We start from the raw sequence: 8,373 nt of genomic DNA on the forward strand, positions 1-8,373 counted from the left end.
TACAATCATATTTCCTCTGCTTACATCTATATCATCTTCCAGGGTCATTGAAATACTCATGGGTGCATAAGCCTCCTGAACTTCCTGCTGCCCGGCATTAATGGATTTGATTTTTGATTGAAAACCTGATGGCAATACTGCTACTTCATCACCCACCCTATAAATTCCGCTAGCGATTCGCCCGGCATAACCGCGGTAATCCCGGAATTCTTCATTTTGAGGTCTTAAAACAGTTTGTACAGCAAAACGAGCGTCTATTTTATTTATATCACTGCTTATATGAAGGTTTTCCAGCGTGCTTAGCAAAGTACCTTCCTGGTACCAGTCTATATTGTTTGAGCGGTTTACCACATTATCTCCCAATAGGGCACTAATAGGAATAAAACGAACATCTTTCATCAATAGTTTGGAAGAAAATTCTTCAAACTGTCCTATAATTTTATTATATACCTCTTCTGAATAATCTACCAGGTCCATTTTGTTGATGCATACAATAAGATGCGGGATATTCAATAAAGAGGCGATAAATGAATGTCGCTTGGTTTGTTCTATTACTCCGTGGCGGGCATCTATTAAAATAACCGCGGCATTTGCTGTTGAGGCTCCCGTAACCATATTTCTTGTATACTGAATATGCCCGGGAGTGTCTGCGATAATAAATTTACGCTTTGGGGTGGTGAAATAACGGTAGGCTACATCTATGGTAATACCCTGTTCCCTTTCGTCTCTTAGACCATCGGTAAACAATGCCATATCAATACCATCGTGTCCTTTTTTTGCGCTTGTCGCCGTTATTGAATCAAGTTGATCTTCAAAAATCGACTTGGAATCATATAAAAGCCGCCCGATTAAAGTGCTTTTACCGTCATCTACACTTCCAGCGGTGGTAAATCGTAATAGTTGGTTGTTATTTATTTCCATTTTTAATTTTGTTTGTGAAGGTCACATCGAACTTGTTTCAGTATCTTCTTGTTAGATCCTGAAACAAGTTCAGGATGACGTTACCTAGAAATATCCTTGTTTCTTCCTATCCTCCATTGCAGTTTCAGAACGTTTGTCATCTGAACGATCACCTCGCTCCGTTTTGCGCATTGCTGAAACTTCAAGTGCAATTTTTTCAAGGGTGTCGGCATCAGATTCTATTCCACCGGTAATAGTAATATCTCCCAGGGTTCTAAACCTGATTTTCTTCTTCTCTACTTTTTCTCCTTCTTCCATCTTTAAATATTCTGAAACAGGAATCCAGGAGTTACTTCTAAAAACAACTTCCCGTTCGTGAGCAAAATACAAAGAAGGAATACTTATATTCTCTCTTTTAATATAGTTCCAAACATCCATTTCTGTCCAGTTACTTATAGGAAAAGCCCTGAAATGCTCGCCTTCAAAATGCTTTCCATTTAGCAAGTTCCAAAGTTCAGGTCGCTGGTTTTTAGGATCCCACTGTCCAAAATCGTCACGATGACTAAAGAAACGTTCTTTGGCCCGTGCTTTTTCTTCATCCCTTCTTCCGCCGCCAATAGCACAGTCGACTTTATTTTCTCCAATAGTATCAAGCAAAGTGGTTATTTGAAGAGAGTTTCGGGTAGCATTCTTACCCTTCTCCTCGGCTACTCTACCCTGGTCTATAGAATCCTGAACAGAACCCACAATTAATTTTACGCCAAGTTTTTCAACTAAATCGTTTCGAAACTGAATGGTTTCCGGAAAATTATGCCCGGTATCTACATGCATTAATGCAAATGGAATTTTACTGGGATAAAAAGCCTTTTTTGCTAGATGGGTCACCAAAATTGAATCTTTTCCTCCTGAAAATAAGATTACAGGATTCTCAAACTGTGCCCAAACCTCTCTTAGTATATAGATGGCTTCTGACTCTAACTCGTCTAAATAATTTAAATAATATTTGCTCATTTCACTTTAATTCAAGTTTCTTTTGAAGCAGCTTTAAAATTCTTTGAGCTGCTTCTTCCAGATTTTCCCTTTCAGTATTTATTTCAATATCAGGATTTAAAGGCTTTTCATAAGGGGAATCAATACCTGTAAAATTTTTAATTTCTCCCGCTCTTGCCTTTTTATATAAACCTTTAACATCACGCTCTTCACAGGTTTCTAAACTTGTATTTACAAAAACCTCTATAAAATCATCCTTTCCAATAATCTCTTTCACCATATCCCTATTAGTTTGTTTCGGGCTAATAAAGGAAGCCAGCACCACAGAGCCGGAATTAACCAAAATCTTTGCTACTTCAGCTGCCACCCTAAGATTTTCTTCTCTTTCTTTAGTGCTAAAATTCAGATCTTTATTAAGTCCGTTTCTTAGACTATCGCCATCTAAAACAAAAGTCCTAACTTTTGCTTCATAAAGTAGTCTCTCTACCATATTTGCAAGGGTGGATTTTCCCGAACCCGATAAGCCAGTAAACCAAACTACAAACGAAGTATGGTTATTCAGCTTATTACGCTCTTTTCTACCCAGGGAAAAATTAAAAGTTTGGATATTACTCATATTATCTTTTCTAATTTTCAACAGAAAAAACCATCAGATTTCACCGCTGATTTTACACTAAATATGTTGTGAAGATAACATAAATGCATTTCCATTACAATTTCAAAAGAACCTGCATTGTTTAATTAAAGTTCTTAGGCTAGATTTGAAACTACAAAGGAATTATTCAACAATACTTTTCTATTATAAACCATTTCTTTCCCCGTTTGTTTATCGATTACTTTTAACCCAACAGCTTTGCAAATAGCGTGACCGGCAGCCGTATCCCATTCCATAGTTGGTCCTAACCTTGGATAAACATCTATAAGTCCTTCGGCCATCAGGCAAAATTTAAGAGAACTTCCTTTCGGAATTACATTAACCTGCTGCTCATATTTTTCTTTTATCGATTCAATGAAGCTAAGCGTCTCTTTATTAATATGAGATCTACTCCCTGCCACATTAATAGTTTTTTCAACAAAACCTGGAGAGATTTCCTGTGCCTTATCTATCAAACCTTTAATTTCGTTTTCATTATTAATCAGAATCTTAAAAGATTTTTCTTCTTTAACATCCCCATAATAAAGCTCTTTACTTACCGGAATATAGATCACCCCAAAAACCGGGAGGTTATTCTCAACAAGGGCAATATTCACTGTAAACTCACCGCTCTTTTTTATAAATTCTTTGGTACCATCTAATGGATCTACTATCCAGCATTTATTCCATTTTTTTCTTTCAGAAAAAGCAATTTTCTCATTTTCTTCACTGATTATAGGTATCCCGGTAGGTTGTAAATAATTATTTATTATATCATTAGCCGATTTATCAGCGAGTGTCACTGGTGAATCATCATCTTTAAGCTCCACATGAAAATCACCAGTTTCGTAAACTCTCATTATTTCTAAGCCCGCTTTTACAGCGGCTTTTATTGCCACAAGGAAATCCTGTGAATCATTATTTTGAACTTCGTTATTCATACATTTACTAATTGGCAATACTGTAATTACTTCGCAAATATAATATTTCCCATTAGTCTATCGAATTAATAGGGTTTTAAATATTCAAATTTTTAAAATTCTAATTCAAGGCTTATTTTCTTTGTGAAATACAATAGAATAAAAGATTTAACTAAGTAAAAATCAGAATATCTTAATTAAAAAAGGCATAATCAATAGACTTCCGTTAGACTGAATGAAGATTTTAAAGGTTTTCTTACTGATAAAATCAGTAATGCATGGTAATTCAATATGGTATATACTAGCTCATCTTACCAAATTCAATAAATATTTCCCGTATTCACTTTTCTCAAGCTCCACAGCCAGTTTCTGTAATTGAACTTTATCTATATACTTTTTTCTGAAAGCGATTTCCTCAGGACAGGCAATTTTTAAACCCTGTCTTTTTTCTATAGTTTGTACAAAATTGGAAGCTTCTAACATAGAATCATGGGTGCCGGTATCCAGCCAGGCGTAACCACGGCCCATAATTTCTACCTTTAATTCTTTTTGATCCAAATATGCCTGGTTGATACTCGTGATTTCCAACTCTCCCCTCTCGCTTGGCTCACATTTTTTGGCGATTTCAATAACTGAATTAGGATAAAAGTAGAGTCCGGTTACCGCAAAATGACTTTTGGGTTTTTCCGGTTTTTCTTCGATGCTTAGTGCATTCCCCGTTTCATCAAAATCTACTACACCATATCTTTTTGGATCATTTACATAATATCCAAATACAGTAGCCTGACCGGATTCTTTACAGTTTCTAACCGCATTCTCCAGTAAACTGCTAAATCCCTGCCCATAAAAGATATTATCTCCTAAAACAAGGCATACGTCCTCGCTTCCTATAAAATTTTCTCCAATAATAAAAGCTTCAGCTAAACCATTTGGTTTTGGTTGTTCCTCGTAAGACAAATCAAGCCCCCAGGCTTCTCCATCTCCCAGTAGTTTTTGAAAATTAGGAAGATCTTCGGGAGTGGAAATAATAAGGATTTTCTTTATACCCGCCAGCATTAAAACCGATAACGGATAATAAATCATTGGTTTATCATAAACCGCCAGCAATTGTTTTGAAACGCTTTTAGTAAGTGGATATAAGCGTGAACCGGTTCCCCCGGCTAGAATAATTCCTTTCATAAATACTGCTCTTTATAATACTCCTTATAACTTCCCGAAACAACGGCTTCTATCCATTTGGGATTATTTAAATACCAATCTACTGTTTTCATTAAACCCTCCTCAAAAGTAACTGAAGGTTCCCACCCCAGTTCCTTATTAATTTTACTGGCATCAATAGCATAACGTTTATCGTGGCCGGGACGATCTTTTATAAAAGTAATTAAGGCTTCAGATGCGCCTTTACTTTTGTTCAGTTTTTCATCCATGATTTCACATAGCAACTTTATTAAATCAATATTTTGCCATTCGTTAAATCCGCCGATATTATAGGTTTCTTTATTTTTGCCTTCGTGAAATAATAAATCTATCGCTTTGGCGTGATCTATAACATACAACCAATCTCGCGTGTACTTTCCGTCTCCGTAAACCGGCAATGACTTATTCTCAATAATATTATTGATGAATAATGGGATAAGTTTCTCGGGAAATTGATTTGGCCCGTAATTATTGGAACAATTAGAAATTACATAAGGTAAATTATAAGTCCCTCCATAGGCTCTTACAAAATGATCTGAGGCTGCCTTGGAAGCAGAATACGGGGAATTTGGAGCATATGAGGTTTCTTCCGTAAAGAGCCCTGTTTCTCCTAAGGTACCGTATACTTCATCGGTACTAATATGATAAAATAATTTATCTTCCAGCTTTTCTTTCCAGATCCCTAAGGCGGCTTCCATTAAATTTAGAGTGCCGGTAACATTGGTTTCTACGAATATTTTCGGATTGGAAATTGACCGGTCTACGTGAGATTCTGCTGCAAGATGAATTACACTATCAAATTTATATTCCTGAAAAAGCGATTTTACTTTATCAGCATCAGTAATATCAGCTTTTAGAAAATGATAATTTTCGGCATTCTCAATATCTTTAATATTTTCAAGATTGCCGGCATAGGTTAAGGCATCTAAATTAAAGATCTGATAATTAGGATATTTATTTACAAAAAGACGAACTACATGAGAGCCTATAAAACCGGCACCACCGGTTATAAGAATATTTCTTTTCAAAGATTTCATTTAAAAAAATATAGATTTCTGCTCAAAGATAGTTTTTCTAAGCACTTTTAAAACGGTCTTTCAACCTGTTTTTGACAATAAAACTCGAAGTTTGGAATCAATTATTATCGAAGAAAGCCTAAAAATCTGTAGATTCTAAATGAATTAATTTAGTATTAATGGTTTTATTTATTGGTTGTTTCCCGGCAATACGATTTTCTATTCTATTCACTAATAAATCTACCGCTTGCTCTCCTATTTCTTCCGGAAATTGCTCTACATAACTTATAGATGGAGTTAAAAAACGCGCTACATCAGCATTTAAAAATCCAATTACTTTTAAATCTTTTGGGATACTAATTTTATTCTCATAAGCCAATCTATAGACCATCATCGTACTCACAAAATCTGTACATAAAATTGCCTCTACCTTATCTTCAACCAGAAGTTTCTGTGTTTTTTCCCTTAAAGAATCAGGTTTTGAAGAATTCGCAATATAAAAATCATCCCGGTTTTTAAGAGCGTTTCGGTATCCGGTAATTCTTAGTTTCCCCACACCTAAATGATGTATTGAAGTAGCAATTCCTATTTTCTTAATTCCCCGAGACTGGAGCATACGCGTTGCTTCTTCCAAACTATATTCATCGTCTATACCAATTTTATCTACCTGTAGATCCAGGTTAATCCTATCGTATAAAACCACCGGAATATCATAATCTACAAGATTAAAAAGATGATCGTACTCCTTTTTACGTTGTGTTTCTTCTGAAATTGCTATAAGAACCCCATCTACAAATCCCGAGGTTAGCATTTCTGCAATTTGCTGTTCCCTTTCCAGTTTTTCATTAGAGATATAGGTAATCACCTGTAATCCACTTTTCTGGGCCCTGGCCTCAATACCTAATAGTACATTGGCAAAAAATGTATTTGAAATATTGGGAATAATCACTCCTATAGTGCCGCTTTTACTACTTTTTAAATTTACAGCCACAGGGTTGGGGCGATAATTATGAAGTTTAGCAAGTTCCTTAACACGTTCTGCTGTTTTAGGGCTAATTTCAGGGCTATCGTGCAAAGCTTTAGAAACCGTAGAAACTGAAACATTCAGTAATTTTGCCAGTTCCTTTAAAGTGATTTTATTTTTCATTTTGCTGAATTCTTAATAATGGAACGCTTTTCCTTTATTTTATTTTAACGAAATCGCTAATTTGCAAATATCCAATAAATTCGTGAGTTAAGAAACCCCTACTTCACAAAAGTTTTTTTGAAAGATAAAAAGGTTTTTAAAATTATTATAAATGTAGATAGAAATCTTAGTAAAGATTCAAAATTGCTTCCTATTTATAAATTTGTTCTTAATTTAAATTTTTATTTATGAAATTCCGTAAATCTTACTGGCTTTACATAATTGCGGCAATTATCACCATTGTAGGCCTGGTCACCGGGTGGTATTTTTTTCTTCTATTGGTGTTTCCTTTAGGCTTTTTCAACTTCGGAAATAATAAAAATGAAGAAGATAATTGAAAGCTGGTAAATCTCTCACACCAAAAATAAATATTTCCGCTGAAGCCTTTAAAAATAAGGCTTTATAAGGAGTTAAACTTATCCTAAACAGCATTTTTAATTTGCATATGAGGGCCTGTAAACGTAATTTAACATTATTAATCAATCAAACAATTTAAGATGAAAGATTACGGAACGCTTTCCCAGGCGATAAACAAATTAAAATTAGAAGAAGGTTACGAACACGATTTCAACCTTCTTGACGAAGAAATAGAGCTTAAATCTAAAGACGAAACTTTTGGAGTAGAAGATTTTGACGTAGATAAAGTATTACGTTTTGAAGGAATGAGTAATCCTGACGATAATGCCATTCTTTACGCCATAACTACCTCTAAAGGTTACAAAGGAGTTTTAGTTGACGGCTATGGAATTTCCAGCGGCCAGGTTTCAAAAGAAATGATCGCAAAGCTTGATTTAAAAGATAACCGCCCTATTAATTAAGCCTCGTTAAACTTCTATTAAATCAGTCTTTTTTATTGGCTGATCCTTCAAACTATTATATTTTTGTATTGAATTTTTAAAAACCATAAATTAAAACTATGAGCTATTTAGGACTCGATAAAGAAAAAACAAGTAAAACTGTAGATGAATTAAATGTTCTGCTTGCAGATTATCATTTATACTATCAAAAACTTCGCAATTTTCACTGGAATGTAATTGGGAAAAACTTTTTCGATTTACACGAGAAATTTGAGGAATTATACGATGATGCTAAATTGAAAGTAGATGAAATTGCTGAGCGTATTCTTACCCTAAGATATACGCCCATTAGTAATTTAACCGATTATCTTGAAGCATCTAACCTAAAAGAATCTAAAGCAGATTTAACCGATTATGAAATGATTGAGACCCTGCTTAAAGATCACGGTACTTTACTAAAACAAATGCGCTCTGTGGTAGAAACTGCAGATAAAGCAGGAGATGAAGGTACCATAGATTTAATTGGTGCTTACATAAGAGAGTTAGAAAAAACCAGCTGGATGCTAGATGCCTGGAAAATGAAAACCACAGATTCTCATAAATCCAGCAAATAAATAAAGATTGGAAGACGAATTTAACCTTAGAGAATCCCTTGAAGGGATCACCGCAAAGTTAGTTAGTTGGCTTGATGCCTTAATTTTAAATCTACCCAACTTCTTACTTGCAATCCTGG

General features: G+C 34.8%; 10 protein-coding genes. 3 read left to right on the forward strand and 7 right to left on the reverse strand.

Going from position 1 to position 8,373, the window contains the following annotated elements; all coding sequences use genetic code 11:
• The 7 genes from AACZ30_RS11435 to AACZ30_RS11465 form a co-directional block, all read right to left on the reverse strand.
• Nucleotides 1–921: GTP-binding protein (locus AACZ30_RS11435; protein WP_339649465.1), on the reverse strand; the 921-nt coding region annotated here is incomplete at its 3' end.
• A gap of 84 nt (nucleotides 922–1,005) precedes the next feature.
• A complete protein-coding gene (cysD, locus tag AACZ30_RS11440) occupies nucleotides 1,006–1,911 on the reverse strand; it encodes a sulfate adenylyltransferase subunit CysD (RefSeq protein WP_339649467.1) in 906 nt (301 codons plus the stop codon).
• A gap of 1 nt (nucleotide 1,912) precedes the next feature.
• Complete coding sequence (gene cysC / locus AACZ30_RS11445; RefSeq protein ID WP_339649468.1) at nucleotides 1,913–2,506, reverse strand: adenylyl-sulfate kinase; 594 nt, start codon at nucleotides 2,504–2,506, stop codon at nucleotides 1,913–1,915.
• Between the two features lie 134 nt (nucleotides 2,507–2,640).
• On the reverse strand, nucleotides 2,641–3,465 hold the full coding sequence (gene cysQ, locus AACZ30_RS11450) for a 3'(2'),5'-bisphosphate nucleotidase CysQ (protein WP_339649469.1): 825 nt from the start codon (nucleotides 3,463–3,465) through the stop codon (nucleotides 2,641–2,643).
• Between the two features lie 285 nt (nucleotides 3,466–3,750).
• A complete protein-coding gene (rfbA, locus tag AACZ30_RS11455) occupies nucleotides 3,751–4,623 on the reverse strand; it encodes a glucose-1-phosphate thymidylyltransferase RfbA (protein WP_339649470.1) in 873 nt (290 codons plus the stop codon).
• Nucleotides 4,620–5,678 (reverse strand): dTDP-glucose 4,6-dehydratase, encoded by a 1,059-nt coding sequence (gene rfbB, locus AACZ30_RS11460; RefSeq protein ID WP_339649471.1) that lies wholly within the window; start codon nucleotides 5,676–5,678, stop codon nucleotides 4,620–4,622. Before rfbB ends, rfbA begins: the two co-directional genes overlap by 4 nt.
• A gap of 118 nt (nucleotides 5,679–5,796) precedes the next feature.
• A complete protein-coding gene (locus tag AACZ30_RS11465) occupies nucleotides 5,797–6,804 on the reverse strand; it encodes a LacI family DNA-binding transcriptional regulator (RefSeq protein WP_339649472.1) in 1,008 nt (335 codons plus the stop codon).
• A gap of 227 nt (nucleotides 6,805–7,031) precedes the next feature.
• Between AACZ30_RS11465 and AACZ30_RS11470 the strand changes: the two genes are divergently transcribed.
• The 3 genes from AACZ30_RS11470 to AACZ30_RS11480 all read left to right on the forward strand — a co-directional run bounded on the left by AACZ30_RS11470 (nucleotide 7,032) and on the right by AACZ30_RS11480 (nucleotide 8,254).
• Nucleotides 7,032–7,181: a hypothetical protein gene (locus AACZ30_RS11470; RefSeq protein ID WP_177195636.1), complete on the forward strand. Its 150-nt coding sequence runs from the start codon at nucleotides 7,032–7,034 to the stop codon at nucleotides 7,179–7,181.
• A 159-nt stretch (nucleotides 7,182–7,340) separates the two neighbouring features.
• Nucleotides 7,341–7,661: a phosphoribosylpyrophosphate synthetase gene (locus AACZ30_RS11475; protein ID WP_075326524.1), complete on the forward strand. Its 321-nt coding sequence runs from the start codon at nucleotides 7,341–7,343 to the stop codon at nucleotides 7,659–7,661.
• Nucleotides 7,662–7,759: 98 nt separating this feature from the next.
• On the forward strand, nucleotides 7,760–8,254 hold the full coding sequence (locus AACZ30_RS11480) for a Dps family protein (RefSeq protein ID WP_339649474.1): 495 nt from the start codon (nucleotides 7,760–7,762) through the stop codon (nucleotides 8,252–8,254).
• Nucleotides 8,255–8,373: the final 119 nt, after the last annotated feature.

It is taken from the genome of uncultured Salegentibacter sp. (assembly GCF_963972535.1).
Lineage (GTDB): Bacteria > Bacteroidota > Bacteroidia > Flavobacteriales > Flavobacteriaceae > Salegentibacter.